This window comes from Myxococcus xanthus, assembly GCF_013116825.1.
GTDB classification, from domain to species: Bacteria; Myxococcota; Myxococcia; order Myxococcales; family Myxococcaceae; genus Myxococcus; species Myxococcus xanthus_B.
Genome location: NZ_JABFNS010000046.1, coordinates 24,455 through 45,620 on the forward strand (window position 1 = coordinate 24,455; position 21,166 = coordinate 45,620).

19 protein-coding genes are annotated in these 21,166 nt (G+C 69.4%); 16 read left to right on the forward strand and 3 right to left on the reverse strand.

Annotated features, from left to right (window positions below):
- The first annotated feature begins 52 nt into the window (after window positions 1-52).
- Entirely contained in the window at window positions 53-1,612 is a 1,560-nt protein-coding gene (locus tag HNV26_RS15675; RefSeq protein ID WP_171441551.1) for a methyl-accepting chemotaxis protein, read from the forward strand.
- Window positions 1,613-1,687: 75 nt separating this feature from the next.
- On the opposite strand, the gene HNV26_RS15680 is transcribed toward HNV26_RS15675, so the two are convergent.
- Complete coding sequence (locus HNV26_RS15680) at window positions 1,688-3,652, reverse strand: TIM44-like domain-containing protein (protein ID WP_171441550.1); 1,965 nt, start codon at window positions 3,650-3,652, stop codon at window positions 1,688-1,690.
- Between the two features lie 104 nt (window positions 3,653-3,756).
- On the opposite strand from HNV26_RS15680, the gene HNV26_RS15685 reads away from it, so the two are divergent.
- Window positions 3,757-4,533, forward strand: a complete 777-nt coding sequence (locus tag HNV26_RS15685; protein ID WP_011553770.1) for an enoyl-CoA hydratase-related protein — start codon at window positions 3,757-3,759, stop codon at window positions 4,531-4,533.
- A 98-nt stretch (window positions 4,534-4,631) separates the two neighbouring features.
- Here HNV26_RS15685 and HNV26_RS15690 read toward each other — a convergent pair whose 3' ends face one another.
- Window positions 4,632-4,991 (reverse strand): YtxH domain-containing protein, encoded by a 360-nt coding sequence (locus HNV26_RS15690; protein ID WP_171441549.1) that lies wholly within the window; start codon window positions 4,989-4,991, stop codon window positions 4,632-4,634.
- Window positions 4,992-5,194: 203 nt separating this feature from the next.
- Here HNV26_RS15690 and HNV26_RS15695 point away from each other — a divergent pair, with 203 nt between their 5' ends.
- The 13 genes from HNV26_RS15695 to HNV26_RS15755 all read left to right on the forward strand — a co-directional run bounded on the left by HNV26_RS15695 (window position 5,195) and on the right by HNV26_RS15755 (window position 17,710).
- Window positions 5,195-6,724, forward strand: coding sequence for an acyl-CoA carboxylase subunit beta (locus tag HNV26_RS15695; protein WP_090492600.1), 1,530 nt, complete (start codon window positions 5,195-5,197; stop codon window positions 6,722-6,724).
- Between the two features lie 71 nt (window positions 6,725-6,795).
- Window positions 6,796-7,941: an acyl-CoA dehydrogenase family protein gene (locus HNV26_RS15700; protein ID WP_090492602.1), complete on the forward strand. Its 1,146-nt coding sequence runs from the start codon at window positions 6,796-6,798 to the stop codon at window positions 7,939-7,941.
- The gene (locus tag HNV26_RS15705) at window positions 7,941-8,804 is read left to right on the forward strand and encodes a hypothetical protein (protein WP_171441569.1); all 864 of its coding nucleotides are present in this window, start codon (window positions 7,941-7,943) and stop codon (window positions 8,802-8,804) included. Before HNV26_RS15700 ends, HNV26_RS15705 begins: the two co-directional genes overlap by 1 nt.
- Window positions 8,801-9,583 (forward strand): ribonuclease III, encoded by a 783-nt coding sequence (gene rnc / locus HNV26_RS15710; RefSeq protein WP_171441548.1) that lies wholly within the window; start codon window positions 8,801-8,803, stop codon window positions 9,581-9,583. The genes HNV26_RS15705 and rnc overlap by 4 nt, the downstream gene beginning before the upstream one ends.
- A 47-nt stretch (window positions 9,584-9,630) precedes the next feature.
- Window positions 9,631-10,338, forward strand: a complete 708-nt coding sequence (locus tag HNV26_RS15715; RefSeq protein ID WP_171441547.1) for a peptidylprolyl isomerase — start codon at window positions 9,631-9,633, stop codon at window positions 10,336-10,338.
- A gap of 3 nt (window positions 10,339-10,341) precedes the next feature.
- Window positions 10,342-10,938: a peptidylprolyl isomerase gene (locus HNV26_RS15720; protein WP_090492608.1), complete on the forward strand. Its 597-nt coding sequence runs from the start codon at window positions 10,342-10,344 to the stop codon at window positions 10,936-10,938.
- Between the two features lie 121 nt (window positions 10,939-11,059).
- A complete protein-coding gene (gene era, locus HNV26_RS15725) occupies window positions 11,060-12,004 on the forward strand; it encodes a GTPase Era (protein ID WP_090492610.1) in 945 nt (314 codons plus the stop codon).
- Window position 12,005: 1 nt separating this feature from the next.
- The gene (gene der, locus HNV26_RS15730) at window positions 12,006-13,385 is read left to right on the forward strand and encodes a ribosome biogenesis GTPase Der (protein ID WP_171441545.1); all 1,380 of its coding nucleotides are present in this window, start codon (window positions 12,006-12,008) and stop codon (window positions 13,383-13,385) included.
- A 71-nt stretch (window positions 13,386-13,456) separates the two neighbouring features.
- Entirely contained in the window at window positions 13,457-14,260 is an 804-nt protein-coding gene (locus HNV26_RS15735) for a tetratricopeptide repeat protein (protein ID WP_171441544.1), read from the forward strand.
- Between the two features lie 11 nt (window positions 14,261-14,271).
- Complete coding sequence (locus HNV26_RS15740; RefSeq protein ID WP_171441543.1) at window positions 14,272-15,435, forward strand: outer membrane protein assembly factor BamB family protein; 1,164 nt, start codon at window positions 14,272-14,274, stop codon at window positions 15,433-15,435.
- Window positions 15,432-15,860 (forward strand): (deoxy)nucleoside triphosphate pyrophosphohydrolase, encoded by a 429-nt coding sequence (locus HNV26_RS15745; RefSeq protein ID WP_171441542.1) that lies wholly within the window; start codon window positions 15,432-15,434, stop codon window positions 15,858-15,860. Before HNV26_RS15740 ends, HNV26_RS15745 begins: the two co-directional genes overlap by 4 nt.
- The gene (locus tag HNV26_RS15750) at window positions 15,860-16,741 is read left to right on the forward strand and encodes a ribonuclease H-like domain-containing protein (RefSeq protein WP_140862882.1); all 882 of its coding nucleotides are present in this window, start codon (window positions 15,860-15,862) and stop codon (window positions 16,739-16,741) included. The genes HNV26_RS15745 and HNV26_RS15750 overlap by 1 nt, the downstream gene beginning before the upstream one ends.
- Before the next feature lie 156 nt (window positions 16,742-16,897).
- Complete coding sequence (locus HNV26_RS15755) at window positions 16,898-17,710, forward strand: DUF3014 domain-containing protein (RefSeq protein WP_171441541.1); 813 nt, start codon at window positions 16,898-16,900, stop codon at window positions 17,708-17,710.
- Between the two features lie 28 nt (window positions 17,711-17,738).
- On the opposite strand, the gene HNV26_RS15760 is transcribed toward HNV26_RS15755, so the two are convergent.
- Complete coding sequence (locus HNV26_RS15760) at window positions 17,739-18,344, reverse strand: PHP domain-containing protein (protein WP_171441540.1); 606 nt, start codon at window positions 18,342-18,344, stop codon at window positions 17,739-17,741.
- A gap of 283 nt (window positions 18,345-18,627) precedes the next feature.
- On the opposite strand from HNV26_RS15760, the gene HNV26_RS15765 reads away from it, so the two are divergent.
- The gene (locus HNV26_RS15765; protein ID WP_171441539.1) at window positions 18,628-21,048 is read left to right on the forward strand and encodes an ABC transporter permease; all 2,421 of its coding nucleotides are present in this window, start codon (window positions 18,628-18,630) and stop codon (window positions 21,046-21,048) included.
- Window positions 21,049-21,166 lie beyond the last annotated feature (118 nt).

Consider the following 21,166-nt stretch of genomic DNA (forward strand, 5'->3'; position numbering starts at 1 on the left):
GTAGGGTTGAGGTCGTTTTGACCCCACCTGCTGCCTCAACGGGAAGTGCCGGATGAACGTCTCGCTCGATGCCGACGTCCTCGCGAGACGTTCGCAATCTCTGTTCGATGCCCACCAGTTGGCGCTGAGTCGTCGCACGGACCGGATGTTCGCCGTGCTGATGGGGCTCCAGTGGGTTGGCGGGCTGGTGGTGGCCCTGGCGCTGTCCCCCCGCACGTGGAGCGGGACGTCCAGTCAGGTCCATCCGCACGTCTGGGCGGCGGCTGGGCTGGGGGGCCTCCTGGCGAGCCTGCCGATGGCCATGGCGTGGGCGTTGCCGGGTCGGGAGGCCACGCGGTTCGTCATCGCCACGGCGCAGGCGTTGGTGTCCGGGCTGCTCATCCATCTGACGGACGGGCGCATCGAGACGCACTTCCATATCTTCGGGACCCTGGCGCTGCTGGCCATGTACCGGGACGCGCGGGTGCTGTTCCTCTACTCGGCGCTGGTGGCGGCGGACCACCTGCTTCGCGGCCACTACTGGCCCTTGTCCATCTTCGGCGTGGAGTCCGCCAGTGCCTGGCGCGCGTGGGAGCACATCGGCTGGGTGGTGTTCGAGAACGTGTTCCTCCTGATTGGCGGGCGAGGCGCGGTGAAGGATGCCCGGGCGCTGGCGGCGCGACAGGCCTGGTTGGAGTTGTCTCAAGGGGAGGTTCGCACGCGCGTGGTGGAGCCGCTGGTGGACTCGGCGCGGGCGCTGACGGAGGCGACCCATTCGCTCGTGTCGAGCACGGATGACCAGCGCGCGATGCTGTCGCGCCAGTCCGCGGCGCTCTCGGATACGCAGGTGGCGACGAATGAGATGCAGCGGGCGTCCTCCACGGCCTCGCGTCAGGCGGATGCCATCCTCGCCTCCACGCTCCAGGCGGGGGACGTGGGGGCTGACGCCGAGGCCATGCTGGGCCAGAGCATGGAGGGCCTGGAGGCCATCCGCGCACAGGTGATGGAGATGGCCGGGCTCCTGCGTGGATTGGACGGCCAGGCGCGGCAGCTCTCGAGCGTCACCCTGGCGGTGAAGGACCTGGCGGACCAGTCCCACATGGTGGCGGTGAACGCGGCCATCGAGGCGGCGCGCGCGGGGGCGCACGGCAAGGGCTTCGCGGTGGTGGCCACGGAGATGCGGCGGCTCGCGCAGCAGTCCGTCCGGGCGGCGGGGCAGGTGAGCGGCATCCTGGACACCGTGCACCGGTCGCTCCAGCACGTCGTGGAGCTCTCGCTGAAGGGGGCGGATCGGATGGCGCGGGACCTCGAGGTGGTGCGCACCTCGGGAGAGCGACTGCGGGGCCTGTCCACCGTGCTGCGCACCAGCACGGAGGGCGTGCAGCAGATTTCAGTGGCGGTGGCGAGCCAGGCCGCGGGTGTGGCGCGGATCTCCAGCGCGGTGGATGAGCTGTCCGCGATGATGAAGCAGACGCTGGGGCGTGTCGAACAGACGACCACCGCCGCCCAGACGCTTCGCGTGGTGACGGGCCGGGTCCATGGCGTCATCGACACCTATCAAGGCACCAGGACGGATGAGCCGCCGCCAGCGAACGAGGCGGGCAGGGTGATTGCGTTCAGGCGGGACGCGTAAGCGGGGCTCCGCCGCGTGTGAGGAGGCCGGCCGGGGCGCGCGGTGTCGCCGCGCCCCGGAGCCCACCCCGTTGCCTCAGCGTCCGCCGAGCATGGACTCCAGCCGGTCCTGAAGTCCGAGGTGGGCGGCTGCGCTCACCAGCATCCGCCGCTCCTTGCGGTCGATGCGGCCGTCCACCAGCGCCATCTCCACGATGTTGCGCAGGAACACCTCCGCTTCGGGGCTGCCCTTCTCCACGAGGCGGTCGAAGAGCTGTGGCCCCATGCTCAGCGCCAGCTCCACGTTGTCCCACACCACGCCCCAGCGCTCCGAGCACAGCTTCAGCAGCTTGCGCTCCGCGGACGTGACCTCGCCGTCGGCGGCGGCGATGGCAGCCATCATGTACAGCAAGCGCTGCCGCTCCTGGACGTCCATCACCGCGTCCTCGGGCCGAGGCGTGTGGCCCTGGTCACCCATGCCCTGTTGCGGCGCGGCCCGGCGTGGGGGGAGGGCCCGGAACCGCGCGTCCTCGTCCGCGTTCCACGCCTCGAACGTGCGCGCCGCCGCGAGCACCCAATCCCGCTCACCGGTGGCCAGCGGCGTGCCGCAGTAGTCGCAGTCCGTGGCGGCGCTGTTCGTCAGCGGCGCGTTGCATTGCGGGCACCGGTTCGTGGACATGCCGTTGGCGGTGTTCGTCTGCGCGCCGTGCTTGCGCGTCAGCGTGAAGATGTAGCGCTGGGGCACGGTGGGCAGGGAGCGGGGCCGCTCGCTGGCGGGCCCCACGCCCATGCGCGCGCTCCAGCGAATCTCCACGTGCGCCACGTCCTGGCCCTGCGGGTCCACCTGGAACGCGCGCACGTCCGCGGAGCCCACGGCGCACTCCAGGAACACGCGGCGGACCCCCTGGCGGCGCAGGCCCTCCAGCTCCGTCTCCAGCCGTTGCACGGTGTCCGTCCGGGCCACCTTGGCCAGGGGCTTCGTGTCGCCGCGGCTCTGCGCGTCAATCCACTTCCAGAACAGCAGCGACGCGCGGTCCTCCAGCATCTCCAGGTTGAGCGCCGGGTCCGACTCGCGTGCCTGCATCAGCCCGTCCACCGTCTTGTGGTACGGCGCGTGCTCGATGCCCTGGGTGATTTCGGACAGCGTCCAGTCGTAGTTACCCGAGTTCACCACCGCGCCGCAGAACTCGCAGCTGTTGGCCGCGCCACCGTTGAACGGCGCGCCGCAGTTGGGGCACTTGCCCTGGAACAGGTCCGCGCCGATGCGCGTCTGCGCCCCCGGCTTGCGCACGAAGGTCCAGACCTCCGTGAAGGCCTCGCTGGGGACCTTGCGCGCGGCCTCGGTGGCCTGCGCGTCGCTGAAGGACACGGGCACGTCGGTGTCCCGCATCCGCGCATGGACACGGACGTGGATGCTGTCGAACCACTGGCTCTGGTCCAGGCCGATGAGCTGGAGGTCCAGCACCTCGAAGTCGGTGATGGCGTCCCGCACGCCCTGCGCGCGCATGAGCTCCAACTGCACGCCGAAGCGCTGGAAGGTGGCGTCCGACAGGAAGGGCCGCACCGGCGTCATGTCCCGGAGGAACCACGCCTGCTGCAGCTCCATGAACAGCCACTTCGTCTTGTCGAGCATCGGCGCCAGCTCGAAGGCGGGGTCCTTCAGCTTCAGGGCGTTCACCCAGCCTTGCACGTCACGCTGGGACACCTGGGTGCGCTGATACGCCTCGCGCTGCTCCAGGGCCTTCCGGGTGGTGGCGTCCGGGTGCAGGTTGCGGCGGTACAGCCAGTACATGATGCCGCCAATGCAGAGCAGCGGCAGCATGACCTTGGGGTAGCGGAAGACCAGGCTGAAGAGCTGATAGACGACCCAGAGCGCGACGCCGTCCCCGTCGCCGCCGCCGCGGCCACCGCCGTTGCCGGACGAGGGGCGGGAGTAGTGCTCGCCGCCCCCCCCGCGTCCCCAGGCTTCGAGCGGGAGCAGGAGCGCCACGTAGGCGATGGCGGGCAGCCAGGGGGCCCACCGGGAGAGTCGGTGCGAGATGGAGCGCAGAGGCGTGGCCATGTCCCCCATGCTAACCGTTTCCGCCTTGCCAGACCCGGCTTATGGCCGCACTCTGCCGCGGCCCAGAGCAGCCCGCCTGCCAGGCCGGGAAAAGGGGAGCGAACATGCCGGAATTCAAGGTCGACGCACGCGGTCCCATCGAAATCTGGACCATCGACGGCGAGAGCCGCCGCAATGCCATCAGCCGCGCCATGTTGAAGGAGCTGGGCGAGCTGGTGACCCGCGTGTCTTCCAGCCGTGACGTGCGCGCCGTCGTCATCACCGGCGCGGGTGACAAGGCCTTCTGCGCAGGCGCCGACCTGAAGGAGCGCGCCACCATGGCCGAGGACGAGGTCCGCGCCTTCCTGGACGGGCTGCGCCGCACCTTCCGCGCGATCGAGAAGAGCGACTGCGTCTTCATCGCCGCCATCAACGGCGCGGCCCTGGGCGGTGGCACGGAGCTGGCGCTCGCGTGCGACTTGCGCGTGGCCGCCCCGGCCGCGGAGCTGGGGCTCACCGAGGTGAAGCTGGGCATCATCCCCGGCGGCGGAGGCACGCAGCGCCTGGCGCGCCTGGTGGGCCCGGGCCGCGCGAAGGACCTCATCCTCACCGCCCGCCGCATCAACGCCGCCGAGGCCTTCAGCGTGGGCCTGGCGAACCGATTGGCGCCGGAGGGCCACCTGCTGGCCGTGGCGTACGGGCTGGCGGAGTCGGTGGTGGAGAACGCGCCCATCGCCGTGGCCACGGCCAAGCACGCCATCGACGAGGGCACGGGCCTGGAGCTGGACGACGCGCTGGCGCTGGAGCTGCGCAAGTACGAGGAGATTCTCAAGACGGAGGACCGCCTGGAGGGCCTGCGCGCCTTCGCGGAGAAGCGCGCGCCCGTCTACAAGGGCCGCTAGCCCGCACGGACGAAATCGGGGACGGAAGGCCCGGTACCCACCGGTGCCCCGTCCCCGAAGTGCGTCACGTCACATGGCGCGAGGGCCGCGCGCGCCGGTCAGGCGTTCGCGGTGCGCTCCTGGCCCAGGTTGACGTTCTGTTTGTTCATGTAGGCCGTGGCCTTGTCCTTCACGGTGGTCCGCAGCTCGGTGCCCGTCTTCGGGGCCAGCAGCAGGGCCGCCACGCCACCCGCGGCCACGCCGAGGAGGAAGATGCCCAGGCCGCCCAGGCCCGCGCGCGCCGGCTTGTAGGTGGTCAATCCGACATGCCGCAGCACGTCATCCGGCTCGAAGTCATCCCAGCGGTTCCGCGCCACCCGCGGCAGGTCATTGATGAGCTTATGGGCCAGCCACTTGCGATACAGCTCGCTCCGGGCGATTCCCTTGGCCATCCACTTGCCTTTCTTCGCTGCGAACATGCGTCCCTCCTGGGCCCAATGGTTGCCGGGTGCGCATCCATCGCGAGCACGCCCCCGTTGAGCACCAAGGTAGGCAGGGGAGCCTGGAGCGGCATCCCCTGCGGGGACCGTTCTGCGCGGTGCGTCGTCTGCCTGTCAGGCCGCGCCGGTTCCCCAGCGAGAAGGCAGCCAGCCGTAGCCCTTTCTGCTATGTGCCACGGGCCATGTCCCAAGACTCGAGACTGCTGGAGAAGATCGCCCAGGTGGAGAAGGGTGGCGCGCAGAAGTACCACGCGAAGAACGCGGAGGCGGGCAAGCTCTTCGCCCGCGAGCGCATCCGCCTGCTGGTGGATGAGGGCTCCTTCGTGGAGGACGCGAAGCTCGCCAACAACCTGGACCCGGACCTGCCCTCGGATGGTGTCGTCATCGGCGTGGGCAAGGTGGCCGGGCGCACCGTGGCCATCATGGCCAACGACTCCACGGTGAAGGCCGGGAGCTGGGGCGCCCGCACGGTGGAGAAGATCCTCCGCATCCAGGAGACGGCCCGCGACCTGCGCTGCCCGCTGTTCTACCTGGTGGACTCCGCCGGTGCCCGCATCACCGACCAGGTGGAGATGTTCCCCGGGCGCCGCGGCGCCGGCCGCATCTTCTACAACGAGGTGCACATGTCCGGCTTCGTGCCGCAGGTGTGCCTGCTCTTCGGCCCGTCCGCCGCCGGTGGCGCGTACATCCCCGCGTTCTGCGACCTGGTCATCATGGTGGAAGGCAATGCCTCCATGTACCTGGGCAGCCCGCGCATGGCGGAGATGGTCATCGGGGAGAAGGTCACCCTGGAGGAGATGGGTGGCGCGAAGATGCACTGCTCCATCTCCGGCGTCGGCGACGTGTTGGTGAAGACGGAGCAGGAGGCCATCGAGGCGGCGAAGAAGTACATCGGCTACTTCCCGGAGAACTTCTCCCAGGCGCCGCCGCGCGCCGAGCCCAAGGCCCCCAAGGCCGGCGGCAAGAAGGTGGAGGAGATCGTCCCCGTCGACCAGAACAAGCCCTTCAACATGCATGAGCTCATCAACGAGCTCATCGACGAGGGCAGCTGGTTCGAGGTGAAGAAGCTCTTCGCCCAGGAGCTCGTCACGGGCCTGGCCCGCATCGACGGCCGCCCGGTGGGCATCGTCGCCAACCAGCCCAAGTACAAGGGCGGCGTGCTGTTCGTGGACAGCGCGGACAAGGCGGCCCGCTTCATCTGGCTGTGTGATGCCTTCAACATCCCGCTGCTCTACCTGGCGGACGTGCCGGGCTTCATGATTGGCACCAAGGTGGAGCGCGCGGGCATCATCCGCGCCGGCGCGAAGATGATCTCCGCCGTGTCCGAGGCCAGCGTGCCGCGCATCTGCGTGGTGGTCCGCAAGGCCTACGGCGCCGGCCTCTACGCCATGAGCGGCCCCGGCTTCGCCCCGGACGCCACCATCGCGCTGCCCGGAGCGATGATCGCCGTCATGGGTCCGGAGGCGGCGGTGAACGCCGTCTACTACAACAAGATCCAGGAGCTGCCGGAGGCCGAGCGGCCCGCCTACGTCCAGAAGCTGCGCGACGAGTACAAGCAGGACGTGGACATCTACAAGCTGGCCAGCGAGCTGGTCATCGACGACATCGTCCCGGGTGACCGGCTGCGTCAAGAGCTCACCCAGCGCTACGGCGTCTACTCCCAGCGGCATCAGCCCCGTGCGGAAAAGAAACACGGTGTCTATCCGGTTTGAGTAGGTAGCGTTACCCCACCTCCAAGGCCCGGGCTGCGCTTGGGCCGTCTGCTATAGATCCTGCTGACACCATGGATTTTGACCTTCCAGAAAGCCATCGCGCCCTCCAGTCCTCCATCCGTGACTTCTGCGAACGGCGGGTGAAGCCGTATGCCCGTGAGTGGGACAAGGACGAGAAGTTCCCCATGGAAGTCGTCCGGGAGCTGGGGCAGCTCGGGGTCATGGGCATGCTCGTCGCCGAGGAGTTCGGCGGAGCGGCCATGGACTCGCTCGCCGTGGCGGTGGCGGTGGAGGAGATCGCCCGCTACGACGGCTCGCTGGCGCTGACGGTGGCCAGCCACAACGGCCTGGGCACCAGCCACCTGCGCGTCTTCGGTTCGGACGCGCAGCGCCAGAAGTACCTGCCCAAGCTGGCCACGGGTGAGTACCTGGGCGCGTGGGGCCTGACGGAGCCGGGGTCCGGCTCGGACGCGTCGAGCATGAAGACCACGGCCGTGCGCAAGGGCGACGGCTGGGTGCTCAACGGCGCCAAGATGTTCATCACCCAGGGCACCGTGGGTGACGTGTTCGTGGTGCTGGCCGTCACCTCGCCGCAGAAGCGGCAGAAGGGCATCACCGCCTTCCTGCTGGAGAAGGGCCTGCCGGGCTTCAGCCAGCGCGCCATCCACGGGAAGCTGGGCATGCGCTCGTCGGACACGGCCGAGCTCGTCCTGGAGAACGTGGAGGTGCCGGACTCGGCGCGCGTGGGGGAGCTGGACCACGGCTTCATCGACACGATGAAGATCCTGGACCGAGGCCGCATCACCATCGGCGCGCTGGCGGTGGGCCTGGGCCGGGGCGCCCTGGAGGAGTCCATTGGCTACTCGCGCGAGCGCACCGCGTTCGGCCAGCCCATCAGCGAGTTCCAGGGACTGCGCTGGATGATGGCGGACATGAAGACGGAGCTGGACGCCGCACGGCTCCTGGTCCACCGCGCCGCGAAGCTGGCCGACGAAGGCAAGCCGTACTCGCGCGAGGCCTCCATGGGGAAGCTGTTCGCCTCCGAGGCCGCCATGCGGGCCTGCAACAAGGCCGTGCAGATCCACGGTGGGTACGGTTACACCCGCGAGTTCCCGGTCGAGCGCTACCTGCGCGACGCCAAGCTGTGTGAGATCGGCGAGGGAACCAGCGAGATCCAGCGTACAATCATCGCCCGGGAAACCTTCAAAGGGGCTTGATGGACACCGCGCGGCTGGAAGGTCTCGGGCTGCAGTTGCGGGAGGACGCGGCCGGCACCGAGGCGGTGCTGGACCTTGAGTCGTCCCCGCTGGTCAATCCCGTCACCCGGGCCTTCATCCCCGAGGTGACCTTCCAGGTGATGGGGGACCGTCTCATCCCCATCGCGCCGCCCGCCGTGGTGGGCCTGGCCCCCATCCTGGTGGGCGCGCTCAGCGACGTCGCCGACATCGAGGCGCTGCTCGCGGACGCATTCAACGAGCACATCTTCCACGTCCAGCGCCGCTCCGCGGAGCTCCAGGTGCTGGGGCTGACGCCGCGCGTGGAGCCGGAGACGCTGGAGCTGTCCACGGAGGTATTGGACGGTGAGCTGGCCGTCACGCTGGTGTCGGACCGGCTGGGCAACTTCCGCGTGGCCCGCGTGGCCCGGGGGAAGGAAGACCTGGCCACCGGCGGCGGCCACACGCTGGAGCTGTCGGAGTTCCGCGAGCGGGCGGCGCTGACGGGCTACCTGGTCGCGCTCTTTGGCGAGCCGGCGGCCCGTCCGCAGGCCGCGCCGGTGGGCGCCGGGCTGGTGCGCTTCTCCGACATCGTGGAGAAGTTCGGCGCGGAGTCGCTGTTGCCTCCCCGCAGCAGCCTGGAGCTGCTGGCGCAGTTGCAGGTGGAGGGCCGCCCGTACCGCTTCGCCGCCGCCAGGGTGGCGGGCCGCACCTTCCGGGGGCTGCTGGCGGGGCCGCAGGGCAAGGAGTGGGCGGGACGGTTCGAGCTGGATGAGTTCCCAGGCATCGTGCGGATGGTGGCGGACCTGTTGAAGGTCCCTCCCGCGGCCGTGAGGCTGGTGGGCCCGGACGCACCTCAGGAGTGATGCGTTTGAGTGGTGCGGACAAGATGAGCCCGTCCGAGCGGGTGCAGTTGCTGGAGTCGCGGTTGGGGTTGAGCTTCTCCCGGATGGAGACGGCGCTGGAGGCCCTGACGCACAAGACGTACGTCAACGAGACGCGGGACAAGGAGCTGAAGGACAACCAGCGCCTGGAGTTCCTGGGCGACTCGGTGGTCAACCTGGCCGTCAGCCACCGGCTGATGGCGCGCTGCCCGGGACTCCCCGAAGGCGACCTGACGAAGATGCGCGCCCGCGTCGTCAACGAGGACGGCCTGGCCCGCGTGGCCCGGACCATCCCGCTGGGCGACCTGCTGCTGCTGGGGCGGGGCGAGCTCCTGTCCGGCGGCCGGGAGAAGAACTCCGTCCTGGCGGACGCGCTGGAGGCCGTCTTCGCCGCGGTGTTCCTCACCAGCGGCCTGGACGCCGCGGTGGCGCTGGTGGACCGGTATTTCGCGGACCTGCTGGACGAGGTCTCCAGCGGCCAGGGGCGGCTCGACTACAAGACGCTGCTCCAGGAGATGGCCCACGAGCGGCTCAAGCTCCAGCCCCGCTATCGCGTCGTCTCCGAGTCGGGTCCGGAACACTCCAAGGTGTTCGAGGTGGAGCTGATGCTGGGGGAGACCGCCTTCGCCCGGGCCACCGGCCGGAGCAAGAAGGAGGCGGAGCAGTCCGCCGCGCAGGCGACGCTGGAGAAGCTGCGGGAAGACGCCGCGTGTCCCACCTCCCCCCCGCCCGGAACGCCGCGACACGACACCCCGGCGTGAAACCCCTTGGATGGGGCAGGGGGCGGCGCGTAAGGTGCCGCGCCGACATGCCCCCCGCCTCCCTCCGAAAGACGCTCGCGCTGGTGACCTGCCTGCTGGCGGGCTCCGTCCTGGCCGCTGACTCCGGCAAGTGGACCCGGAAGGCCGCGGCCGGCAAGGACCTCTACGCCACGCTCCAGACGAGCCAGGGCACCATCGTCGTCCGGCTCTTCGCCAAGGACGCGCCCAAGACGGTGGCCAACTTCGTGGGCCTGGCCGCCGGTGAGAAGGCGTGGCGGGACCCGAAGACGGGGCAGATGTCGAAGAAGCCGCTGTATGACGGCACGGTGTTCCACCGCGTGATTCCGGGCTTCATGATTCAGGGCGGAGACCCCACGGGCACCGGCTTCGGTGACCCGGGCTACCGCTTCGCGGACGAGTTCCAGAGCGGCCGTCAGTTCGACAAGGTGGGCCTGCTGGCCATGGCCAACGCGGGGCCCAACACCAACGGCAGCCAGTTCTTCATCACCACCTCCACGCCTGGGCACCTCGCCGGCAAGCACACCATCTTCGGTGAGGTGCTCGGCGGCTATGACGTGGTGGAGAAGATCAGCAACCTGCCCCGGGACAACCGGGACCGGCCGCGCACCGCGGTGGTGCTCACCCGCGTGGTGCTGGGCGACAAGGCTCCCGCGGGCGTGACGGCCCCCGCGGCGGGCAAGGGAGCGGCGCCCCAGAAGGACGCGGGCGCGAAGACGGTTTCACCAAGGCCGTGACACATGACCGGGTTCGTCCTCGGACGGGCCCCCACACGGGAGGGTAGCATGGGAATGTTGGACGAGGCCCGCGCGGGCAATGACCTTTACGCCACCTTCGACACCACGCAGGGGCAGATCGTGGTGAAGCTGTTCGCGAAGGACGCGCCGAAGACGGTGAGCAGCTTCGTGGGCCTGGCGACGGGCGAGCTGCCCTTCCAGGACCCGAAGACGGGTGAGAAGACGCAGCGCCCGTACTACGACGGCATCATCTTCCACCGCGTGATTCCGGGCTTCATGATTCAGGGCGGTGACCCCACGGGCACCGGCCGCGGCGGCCCGGGCTTCAACGTGGACGACGAGTACCAGAGCGGCCGGACCTTCGACAAAGTGGGTCTGCTGGCCACGGCGAACATCGGCCGCCCCAACACCAACGGCAGCCAGTTCTTCATCACCACGTCCAAGCCGACCTACCTCAACAACAAGCACACCATCTTCGGTGAGGTGCTCAGCGGCTACGACGTGGTGGAGAAGATCGCCGGCGTGCCGCGCGACGGGGATGACCGCCCCCGCCAGCCCGTGGTCATCAACAAGCTGACCATTTCGACGACCCAGCCGTAGCCTGTCCGCTCGCCGCCCGTCCTGGCATGGCCGGGCGGGCGGTAGGGTGTGATAGGCGCTGTCCAGACGTTCCCTTTTCGGGCCTCCGCGGTACGCGGCGTCCCAGATCACCTCCGAAGCAATGGCCCCCCCCAAGACACACCGCAGCGGCTTCGCCGCCCTCATCGGGCGCCCCAACGTGGGCAAGAGCACGCTGCTCAATGCACTGACGGGCGAAAAAATCGCCATCGTCTCCCCCAAGCCGCAGACGACGCGCAACCGCATCCTCGGCGTCGTCACCCGTCCGGAAGGGCAGGTGGCGTTCATCGACACGCCGGGCATCCACCAGGCCAAGGGCGAGCTGAACCGCTACATGGTCGAGGTGGCGCTCCAGGCGGCGGAGGAGGTGGACCTGGTCCTCTTCCTCATCGAGCCGCCGGCGAGCGAGAAGCCCGAGGTGAGCCCGGGCAACCGCGCCATCCTCGACCGGCTGCAGAAGATCGGCAAGCCGACCTTCCTGGTCATCAACAAGATCGACAGCGTCCCCAAGGCGCAGCTCCTGCCGCTCATCGACCTGTACCGCCAGGAGTTCCCCTTCGCGGAGGTGGTCCCCATCTCCGCCCGGGAGAAGGACGGCGTGGAGCGGCTGTTCCACACCGTCCTGGGACACCTGCCGGAAGGCGAGAACGTCTTCGACGAGGACATGCTCACCGACCAGCAGGAGCGCGCGCTGGTGGCCGAGTACATCCGCGAGCAGGTGCTGCGGCACTGCCGCCAGGAGATTCCGTACTCCACGGCCGTGGTGGTGGACATCTTCGACGAATCCGAGCGCGAGCCCCGGCCGGGCACGCCGCCGAACCAACTGGGCGGGCTCATCCGCATCGCCGCGTCCATCTTCGTGGAGCGCGACAGCCAGAAGGCCATCATCATCGGTAAGCAGGGGCAGATGCTGAAGACCATTGGCACCGACGCGCGCAAGTCCGTGCAGCGGTTGCTGGGCGCGCATGTGTACCTGGACCTGCGCGTCCGCGTGGAGCCGCGTTGGAGCGAGCGCCCCGAAGGCCTCAAGAAGCTGGGATACGACTGAAATGAAGCCCCTGGTCGCAATTGTCGGACGCCCCAACGTGGGCAAGAGCACGCTGTTCAATCGGCTCGTGGGCCGGCGCATCGCGCTGGTGCAGGACGAGCCCGGCGTGACGCGGGATCGCCACTACGCGGACGCGGAGTGGGAAGGCCGCCATTTTACCTTCATCGACACCGGCGGCTTCGTGCCCGGTGACGAGGACCAGCTCCTCCAGCAGGTGCGGGAGCAGGCGCAGCTGGCCGTGGACGAGTGTGACGTCATCGTCTTCGTCACCGACGCCCGGGCGGGCCTCACCGCCGCGGACGAGGCCGTGGCCAACTACCTGCGCAAGAGCGGCAAGCCGGTGGTGCTGGCCGCCAACAAGCTGGACAACACGTCCGGGCAGATGCAGGCGCTGGCCGGTGAGTTCTACCGCCTGGGCCTGGGCGACGTGCAGGCCCTGTCCGCCGAGCACGGCCTGGGCATGCAGGAGCTGTTCGACTCGGTCGTCGCCAGGCTGCCGCCCAAGGAAGAGGGCGAGGACGCGGAGGCGCCGCCCGACGACGGCATCATCCGCCTGGCCATCATCGGCCGGCCCAACGTGGGCAAGAGCACCCTGGTCAACGCCATCCTGAAGGAGAAGCGGGTGGTGGCCAGTGACGTGGCGGGGACCACGCGGGACCCGGTGGACTCCGAGCTCACGTACAAGGACCGCAAGCTGCTGCTCACCGACACGGCGGGCATCCGGCGCAAGAAGTCCATTGCCCAGCGCGTGGAGCAGTTCTCCGTCGTGGCCGCGCTCAAGGTGATGGAGCGCAGCGACGTGGCGGTGCTGCTGATGGACGCCACGGAGCCGGCGGTGGACCAGGACGCCAAGCTGGCGGGCCTGGCCGAGGAGCGGGGCCGCGCCCTGGTCATCGTGGTGAACAAGTGGGACCTGGTGGGCGCGGACCAGCGCCGGCAGGAGACCTACCGCGAGTCCCTCAAGCACTCACTCAAGTTCGTGGGCTACGCGCCCATCCTCTTCACCTCCGCGCTGACGGGCTCCAAGGTGGAGAAGGTCGTGGATGTGGCGACGGAGCTCGCCGACCAGTTCCGCTTCCGGGCGCCCACCCCGCAGCTCAACCGGCTGCTGGACCACATGGTGGACAACCACCCGGCGCCCATCGTCCGGGGCAAGCCGCTGCGCATGTACTACATCGCCCAGGTGGCCGCGGCGCCGCCGACCTTCGCCATCACCGTGAACCATCCGGACGGCGTTCCGGACATGTACAAGCGGTACATCACCAACCAGCTGCGCAAGACGTTCGACCTGCGCGTGCCCATCCGGCTCATCTTCAAGGGCCGGCCCGGGCAGGCCAAGCGCGAGGCCCGCAAGCGGCCTCAACGCCAGGGGAAGCGTTGAGGCGTCAGTGCGTTGACACTCGCGGCGCGCGCTCCATACAGTGCGCCGCTCTTTAAAAGAGGTTTCCAGACGTGGCCGGAACCACCAAGACCGAGAAGATTCGCCAGAAAGAGCTCAGCCAGCCGGACTCCTTCCAGAAGGTGGGCACCGAGGCGAGCGACTGGCTTGCGCAGCGCCAGAAGATCATCGGGCTCGCCGCCGGCGTGCTCATCCTGGGCGGCGTGGGCGTGGCCATCGCCAGCGAAGTGTCCAAACGCGGCGAGGCGAAGGCCTCCCAGGCGCTGGGACAGGCGCTGACCGTGCTCGACCGGTCCGTGGAGGGCGTGGAGCCCGCGCAGCCCGGTGACACGGAGCCCCCCTTCAAGTCGGTGAAGGAGCGCGACGAGGCCGTGGTGAAGTCGCTGGGCGAGTTCCGCCAGCAGCACGGTGGCACCGTGGCCGCGGTGACGGCCTCCCTGGCGGAGGGCAAGGCGCAGTTCCGGCTGGGCAACTACGCCGCGGCGCAGACGGCCTTCGGCGAGTTCCTCAAGGGCGCGGCCCAGAACGATCCGCTCCGCGCGGAGGCCTTCGAGGGCCAGGGCTACGCGCTCGAGGCGGACGGCAAGTACGAGGACGCCATCAAGGCCTTCGAGCAGATGGGCGCCGCGGGTGGCCCGTTCCTGGTGGGCATGGGCGACTACCACAAGGCCCGGATGCTCATCCTCCTGGGCAAGAAGGAAGAGGCGGCCCAGGTGCTGTCGAAGCTGACCACGGCGCAGCCGAACACGGCGGCGGCGCGTCAGGCCGGTGAGCGCCTGGCGGTGCTGGCGTCCGAAGGTGTGAAGGTTCCTGCCCCGGAGGCTCCGGCGGCTGCACCCGTTCCGGACGCGGGGTAGAAACACTCTCCATGACGATGCGGCTCGTGAGCTGGAAGCGTTGGCTGGGTGGCGCCGTGGCGGCAGGGCTTCTGGGCGGCTGCAGTGGCGTGCGGTACTACGGCAATCCGGAGTTGCCCCGGCCGCCGTCGAACACGCCGCTGGAGTACTTCTCCGTCAACTGGTGGGCGCCGCTCGCGCCCCCGCAGACGCTGGAGTACGGGCCGCGAGAGACGGCGACGCCGGCCTATGATGCCGTCAGCCGGACGACCATCGCGCTCACGCGGGACGGATTCGCCCGCGGCGTGGGGCCCGGCGGCCAGGTGAAGTGGAAGTACAAGACGGGCAGCCGCTTCAACGCCGGGGCCCGGGTGGTGGACGGCGTGGCCTATGTTCCGGGCGGGGACGGCGTGCTGTACGCGCTGGACGCGGCCTCGGGCGAGGAGAAGTGGAAATACGTCGCGGGCGAGGCCCTGGCCACGGTGCCCGTGGTCGCGAATGGCCTGGTGCTCGTGGCTTCGGAGAGCGACACGCTCTTCGCGGTGAAGATCGCGGATGGGCAGTGGGCCTGGCAGTACCGCCGGGATCCGCCCACCGGCTTCACCGTCCGCGGCGCTTCGCGGCCCCTGGTGCGCGAAGGCGTGGCCTACGTCGGCTTCTCGGACGGCTTCGTGGTGGCGCTCAGCGTCGACGACGGCGGCGTCACCTGGGAGCGCTCGCTGTCCGGCGCCGGCTCCGAGTTCCTGGATGTGGACAGCAGCCCGGTGATGGACGCGAACGGGCAGCTCTACGTCACGTCGTACAAGAGCGGCATCTTCGCGCTCGAGTCCGAGTCCGGCGACCTGGTGTGGAACAACTCCGTGGCTGGCATGACGTCGCTGCTGATCAGCGGACAGGTGCTCTTCGCCGCCGGTGACGGCCGGGTGGATGCCTACCTGGCGGAGACGGGACGGCTCCTCTGGTCGCACTCCCTGGGGGAACGGGCGGCCTTCGCTCCGGTGTTCGCCCAGGGAATGCTGCTCGTGCCCACGTCCAACGCGCTGCTGTTCCTGGAGCCCAAGACGGGGCGCTCGCGCGTGTCGTGGAACCCCGGGAGTGGCATCACCGCGCCGCCTTTCGCGGCGGGCAGGCAGTTGTTCGTGCTGTCGAACAACGGCTACCTGTACTCCCTGGACATGAACGGGATTGACGGGTGACGGCTCCGGCTCGCAGGACGGTCCGCGTGGTGGCGGCGCTGATTCCGCGGCCGGAGGATGGACGCCAGTTCCTGGTTCAGCAGCGGCTCCCCGGTGGAAGCCGCGCCTTGCTGTGGGAGTTCCCCGGCGGCAAGGTGGAGGCCGGGGAGACGGACGAGGCCGCGCTGGCCCGTGAGTGTCGCGAGGAGCTGGACGTGGAGCTCGTCGTGGGCCGGCGGCTCTGGGAGGGCCAGCACACCTATCCGGACCTGACGGTGGAGCTGGTGTTGTTCCTGGCCCGGATCGTCTCGGGCGAGCCCCAGCCCCTGGGCGCCCACGCGCTGGCGTTCCACACGCCGGCGCAGATGCAGTCACTGCCGTTCTGCGAGGCGGACATCCCGCTCCTGGACGACCTGGTGGCGGGAAGGTTGGGCGCGCTCGATTGATGCTGCAGCGGACGTTCCAGCACATCCCAAATGTCGGTCCCTGGCGGGAGAAGGACCTGTGGTCCCGCGGCATCCGCACCTGGGATGACTTTCCGGAAGCTGGCCAGGGGGTTGCGCTCAACCGGAAGTCCGACGACGTGGCCCGGGCGCGCATCGCCGAGGCGAAGGACGCGCTGGCCCGCCGGGACTTGCGCAAGCTCGCGGAGCTGCTTCCGAGCCGGGAGCACTGGCGGCTGTACCCGGAGTTCCAGGACGACGCCGTCTATTTCGATATCGAGACGGATGGCCGGGAGGCCCAGGCGCCCACGGTGGTGAGCCTGTTCGATTCGAAGGGTCTTCATGTCTTCATCCAGGGCCGGAACATGGACGCGCTGCCGGAGGCCATGGCGGCCCGGCGGCTGTGGGTGACGTTCAACGGCTCGTGCTTCGACGTGCCCGTCTTGCGTGACTACTTCGGCCCCGCGCGATTTCCGGTACCGGATGCGCACATTGACTTGCGGTTCGTGACGCGGCGCCTGGGCATGGGCGGCGGCCTGAAGGAAATCGAAGGGAAGATTGGCGCCGAGCGTCCGCCGCACATGAAGGGCGTGAATGGCTACGACGCGGTGCTGCTGTGGCGCGCGTACCAGCGCCGCGGCGATGTAGAGGCCCTCCGGTTCCTCGTCGAGTACAACCTGTACGACGCCTTCCAGCTCCGGACGCTGATGGACGTGGCGTACAACCGCGGCGCCGACGACTTGAACCAGGATGTTCCCCGGCTGCCAGTCTTCGAGCGTGGCGACGTGCTTTACGACGTGAGCCGCATCATCCTGGAGTTGGGGCCCACCGAGCGCGATCTCCAGACCCTTGCTCGCGTCCGGGCCATGGAGCAGGGCGACTGAGCGGGCAGGGTGACTGTGCCCAGTGCACAGTCCTGGCCGCAGCCGTGCATTCGCGACTACCGGACGGTGAACACCTGCGAGTGCGAAGTGTTGCGGTCTGGTGGAATGACCCGGGGAGGCGTTTGTAGGTTGAAGGGTCAACCTACGGAGGAATGAATGAACGACCCGACGAATCCGCCGCCGGCCGAGGTTCCCGAATCCGCTCAGAGCTCCAAGGGCAAGACGCTGGCCGTCGTTTTGGGGCTGGCGGGCCTTGCGTTGGTGGCGTCGTACTTCGGTCTGCGGCGTCAGGAGTCACTGCCCGCGGAGGTGCCCGCAATTCCGATGGAGCCCGCTGGCGAGACGGCTGCGGCGCCCCCGGCGATGCCCGAAACATCGCTGCCGGAGCGGGACGCCGAGGTCCGTAGCCTGGCGAGTCGGCTTTCGCCTGAGCCCGAGCTCGCGCGGTGGATGGGCGAAAAAGACCTGGTTCGTCGCTTCGCAGCCGCGGTGAGCAATATCGCGGAGGGCTCGAGCCCGCGTACGGTGCTCGGGTTCCTGGCGCCCACGGGGGCTTTCCAGGTGACCCAGGTGGACGGCACGACGGTCATCGATCCGGCCAGTTACGCACGCTACGACACCGTGGCCCGCGTGATTGGCTCCGTTGACACGCAGGTCGCGGCCAGCGTGTACCGTGAGCTGAAGCCGCTGATTGACCAGGCCCACGCGGAGATTGCGCCGCCGGGACAGACATTCAGCAGCGCCTTGAGCGCGGCCGTCCAACATCTGCTCAAGGTGCCCGTGCAGGAAGGCCCGGTGGAAGTCGTCTCCGAAGGCGCGCTGTATGCCTATGCGGCGCCGGAGTTCGAGGACCTGAGCCCCGCGCAGAAGCATCTGCTGCGCATGGGGCCTCAGAACATGCAGCTCATTCAGGCCAAGCTGCGGGAGCTGAATAGCTCGCTGGGGCTGCCGCCGGTCGCGGACCGCTGATTCAAAGCCAGTCCCAGGCCGCCCGGTCTCAACGGCGTTTCTTCTTGCCGGCGGGCTTGGGCGGAGGGGCTGGCTTTTCCTTTTCGCCAGCGATTTGAAGGGTTTGGCGGAACTCGTCGACGTCACGGCCCAGGCCGTCGGTGAACGAGGTTCCGGTCTGGGCATCCACGACCAGGGTGTACTTGAAGCCGGACTTGAGCGGCTGCGGCAGCTGGATTCGGTAGATGAGGCCGGTTTCGGATTCCTCGACGTCGTCATCGGACACCATGGCCCGGTCGACTTCGTCGAATAGCCGGACCCGGTAGTTCTTGAGCGGGCTGGACGTCCGGAGCTCCAGGCGTGACGTGGGCTCAATGAGGGTCGCGTCATCAAGAGCCAGGGAGATCTCCGTGAGGCCGGTGGTGGCGATTCCAGCGTCCTCGGCAACGCCCGCGTCGTTGATGGGGGCCGCGGCGGGAGCGCTGGGCGGCGCCTGGTAGCTGAGCGAGAACCGGGTTGGCGGCGGCGTCGCGGGGACCTGGGGGACCTCGGCGACCCCCGAGTCCGGGGTGGCGGCCGGCTTGTCCGGGCAGCCCGAGAGGACGAGAGCGCCACAGCAGGTGGCGGCGACGAGTCCGAATCGAAGAAGACGCATGTGGCGGCCACGGTATGCGCCTGGATGGACGCCGGAAAGCACCGAGTGCCGGGCGGCCAGCCGGGCCGTGGGTTGGCGGCAATGGGCTCGCGGATAACCATCCAGGACGTGACCTCTCCCTCTGAAAGAAGGTCCGATAACATGCGTTATGTAAACTAAGCGGGCGCGGAACCAGGGATCGATTCAGGCCGTTCCCCGCCCTGGTTTCTGGGCTGTCCGGGCCGGTTTCGGGTCCGTCGATTGCAGTCGAATCCGGCAGGAGTTCCACTCCCGACGCCCCGCCATGACCTTCATCGATTCGCTCGCCGCGGATGTTCGCTTCGCGCTCCGCACCTTCCGCCGCTCACCCGGCTTCGTCGCCGCCGCCGTGCTGTGCCTGGCGCTGGGCATTGGCGCCAACGCCGTCATCTTCAGCGTGGTTCACGGGGTCCTCTTCCGGCCGCTGCCGTACGCGGAGCCCGAGCGGCTGGTCAGCCTCGTCGAGCTCCGCCCCCAGGGCTATGGCGGCCCGGTGTCCTGGCCCACGTTCTGGGCCTGGCGCCAACACAGCCCGGCCTTCGAACACATGGCGGCATTCACAGGCGGCGGCGTCACCCTCCAGGCCCAGGATGCGCCTGAGCGCCTCCAGGCTCTTCGCGGAACGGCTGACTTCTTCACGGTTCATGGCGTTCCGCCCTTGCTGGGCCGGACTTTCGCGCCTGACGAGGACCTGCCCGGCCAGGCCCCGGTCGCGGTCCTCAGCGAGCGCCTCTGGCGCGCCCGTCTTGGCGCCGACCCAGGCGTCCTCGGCCGTTCCGTGAGCCTGGATGGCCTGGCCCACACCGTCATTGGCGTGATGCCCGCGTCTTTCGATGCATCCACCGATGTGTGGTTGCCCCTGGTGGCTCCGCCGGACGCCGCCGCTCGGACCCGGTTCACGGTGCTGACCCTCCGGGCCCGGCTGGCGCCAGGCGTTTCGCGGGCCTCCGCCGAGGCCCAGTTGAAGCAAGTCGCCGCGAACTCCGCGGCGGCCCAGGCGGAATCCCACCGGGACCGGAGCGCCCGGGTCATTCCGCTCGAGGAAAGCCAGACGCAGTCCTGGCGGGCGCCGCTCCAGGTCCTGCTGGGGGCCGTCGCCCTGGTGCTCCTCATCGCGTGCATGAACGTCGCGAATCTGCTGCTGGCCCGCGCGGGCACCCGGCGGCGCGAACTGGCCGTTCGTCTGGCCCTGGGCGCTGGCCGGGCCCGGGTCGTCCAGCAGCTCCTGGTCGAAAGCCTCCTGCTGGCGTTCCTGGGCGGCATGCTGGCGGCCTTGCTGGCGCGCTGGGGCCTGGACGCGCTGCTGGCCCTGGCACCGGAGAGCCTGCCCCGGCGTCAGGACATCGCATTGGACGGCACGGCCTTCCTGTTCCTCCTCGGAATCACCAGCGTCAGCGGCCTGGCCTTCGGGCTGCTTCCAGCCCTCCAGGTCTCCCGGCTGGATGTCCGTGGCGGGCTCGCCGCCGCGGGCGATGGCAGCACGGTGCCGGGCTTTGGCCGTCGCCTGGGGGCCTCGCTGGTGGTTGTGGAGATCGCCCTCTCGCTGGTGCTGCTCGTCGGCGCGGGCCTGCTCGGACGCGGCTTCCTGCACCTGCTGGGGACTTCCACCGGACTTGCCCCCGGCCAGGTACTCACGCTGCACCTGTCCATCCCAGACGACCGGTTCTTCAAGGGCGGCGCCCTGGACGCGGAGCTGCCGGGACGGCTCTTGGAGCCGGTGCTGGAGGCGGTTCGCGCGCTCCCGGGCGTCACCGCGGCGGGCATGACATCCGTGCTCCCCATCCAGCGGGCCTGGAACAACGCTCGGTACCAAATCGAAGGAGCTCCTCTGCCAGAGCCCGGCGACGAGCCTCGCGCCGAGCGCCGCGCCACCAGCCCGGGGTACTTCGCCGCCATGGGCATCCCCTTGCGGCAGGGGCGCGATTTCACGGCCCTGGACGCCGCGCCGGACCAGCCCGGCGTGGTCATCGTCAACGAAACCCTGGCCCGCCGGCACTTCCCGGCAGGAGGTGCCCTGGGCCAGCGGCTGCGCATCGGGGCGACGCCGTACACCATCGTCGGCGTCGTGGGCGATGTCCGCCAGGCGGGACTGGAGCGGGAACCGCTCGCCGAGTTCCACCTCCCCCATGGCAGGCCCTGGGGCGATGATGGGCTCGTCCTGGTCGCGCGCACCTCGGTGCAGCCAGAGACGCTGCTGCCGGCCATCCAGGAGGCCATCCGCCGCGTGGATGGCACCGTGCCCGTCTACCGGGCGCTCACCCTGGAGCAGGTCATCTCGCAATCCCTGGCGATGCGCAGGCTCGTCCTGGGGCTGCTCGGCGGTTTTGCCGTCCTTGCCGTCCTGCTCGCCGCCTACGGCCTCTACGGGGTCATCTCGCTCCGGGTCGTGCAGCGCACGCGGGAGCTGGGCGTCCGGATGGCGCTCGGTGCCCGGCCCGCGGACGTGCTTCGGCTCGTCCTGGGCCAGGGCGCGGGCATGACGGCCGTGGGCCTCGGCGTGGGACTTGGGGCGGCGTGGGGCCTGTCCCAGGTGCTCGCAAGCCAGCTTCACGGCGTCAGCGCGCGAGATCCGTGGACGTTCGGGGCCGTGGCCGCGCTGCTGGCAGCCGTGGCGTTGCTCGCCTGCTGGATTCCGGCCCGGCGGGCGATACGGATGGACCCGCTCCAGGCGCTTCGGAAGGAATGAACTCGGGACTTCCGCGTCCCAGAGGCGGGATGCGGAATCCCAGTCATGGAACGCAGCCGGATGACACGTCGCGTTGACGGGAAATCCAGACGCGAATGCGACTTTTTCCTCCGCGTCA